General features: G+C 40.8%; 2 protein-coding genes. Both read left to right on the top strand.

What is annotated here, in order from left to right:
• The first annotated feature begins 121 nt into the window (after nucleotides 1–121).
• Nucleotides 122–793 (top strand): hypothetical protein, encoded by a 672-nt coding sequence (locus tag BTHERMOSOX_RS11170; RefSeq protein ID WP_138121197.1) that lies wholly within the window; start codon nucleotides 122–124, stop codon nucleotides 791–793.
• Nucleotides 794–872: 79 nt separating this feature from the next.
• Nucleotides 873–1,352: a hypothetical protein gene (locus BTHERMOSOX_RS11165; RefSeq protein ID WP_138121196.1), complete on the top strand. Its 480-nt coding sequence runs from the start codon at nucleotides 873–875 to the stop codon at nucleotides 1,350–1,352.
• Nucleotides 1,353–1,521: the final 169 nt, after the last annotated feature.

The following is a 1,521-nucleotide window of genomic DNA, read 5'->3' as shown; positions in this document are numbered from 1 at the left end:
ATCAGCTCATATACCATTCGAGCCGTTCAAAACGCAATTATCACAGGAAAGCCTCTGGCCGACCTGATGTGTGCTTTGATGGCTCGGTTAGTTCCTGGATAGAGCTAATAGGGGAACACTGATGGACTGGGACATAGATTTTAACCAGAATAGGATTGAATTGACTTATACGTCTATTGAAGCTGAAGACGGGCAATATCGTTACCTGTACCTCAAGTCAAAAGGCTTTCATTTTCATGATATGCACAATAGCTTGCCTGAAATTATCAATGTAACTGTGGATGATACTTTTGCCCCTCATGGTTTTCACCCAGAATTAGTTACTTTTGATGCTGATAATATCTATGTTAATTTAAGAGACTCAATGGTTCTTAATGAGGACATGACAGGTGCCACACACGACAACAGACCTCTGCCCGATGGCCATAACCCAAGTAGTCCCACTGGCTTTGATAATCGAATGATTCTAAAAGTTGAGTTTGCTGCCAAGGAAACTATTGATAAGCCAACTAATGATAAGGTAATTATTGATGATGCAACTATTGATAAATTATTTGACTGGAGAGAATCAAAATATCCAGAATTGTTCCCTACACATCAGGACTCTATGTATGTAAACGGGTACTATGCACGATTTTATGAGGGAACTGGCTTTTATGTTGGGTCTTTAAAAGGACGTCTTTATCTTTATCACATCCATCTTGCTATCATGATAGACCTCGGAGAGCTAGGTCCTTTGGTAGAGGAAATGAAAGCTGAGCAAATGGCCACGGATGAAATGGATAATAAGTAAAACCATAGCTTAGTTGTAAATGTTTTATCAAACGGCGCTTTTTTTTAAAGCGCCATTTAATTACTTATAGGATATAAATATGAACTTGAAAAAAATATTAGTTTCGTCTGTGCTGCTTGCCGGTATAGCGGTGTCGCCGCATGCCTTGGCAGCCCAGTCTTTTGATGGGCATACGGTTAATGTAGCATTTGAATACTGGGATAGTAATGATTTATCTAACGTGCTTGCAAGGACAACTCAGAAAGATGTTCTGGCTAGCGACTGGGCTTATCATGATGAGAAAGATTTTGATGCCTTTTCTTCAGAGTTAGATTTTTCTGACTGGGACATAGATTTTCACCAGAATAGGATTGAACTTGTTTATGTGTCTATTCAAGCTGACCACCCTCATTACGAATACCAGCACCCATGGCCAGCAGGCTTTCACTTTCAGGATATCCATAATAGCTTGCCTGAAATTATCAATGTATTTGTGAATTCGGCTGTTGCCCCGTTTGGGTTTGACCCAGACTTAGTTACTTTTGATGCTGATAATATCTATGTTAATTTAAACGGCTAATGTGTCTTTACGAGGAAAGGATAGTATCCGAATCCAAGCCAGTAGTAGGTAGGCTGGAGGAATCACCCACCAGCCCCCTGTTGCCGCAAGGAGGTTAATTCCCCCTATTTTCCAACATGTCTGTTTCTGACAAAAGGCGGCTCCGCCTAGATTGCCCCGAAGGGGAGTT

The organism is Bathymodiolus heckerae thiotrophic gill symbiont (assembly GCF_900128515.1).
Lineage (GTDB): Bacteria > Pseudomonadota > Gammaproteobacteria > PS1 > Pseudothioglobaceae > Thioglobus_A.
Note: the sequence above shows the minus strand (reverse complement) of the source record. Positions and strands in the feature narration are given on the sequence as shown.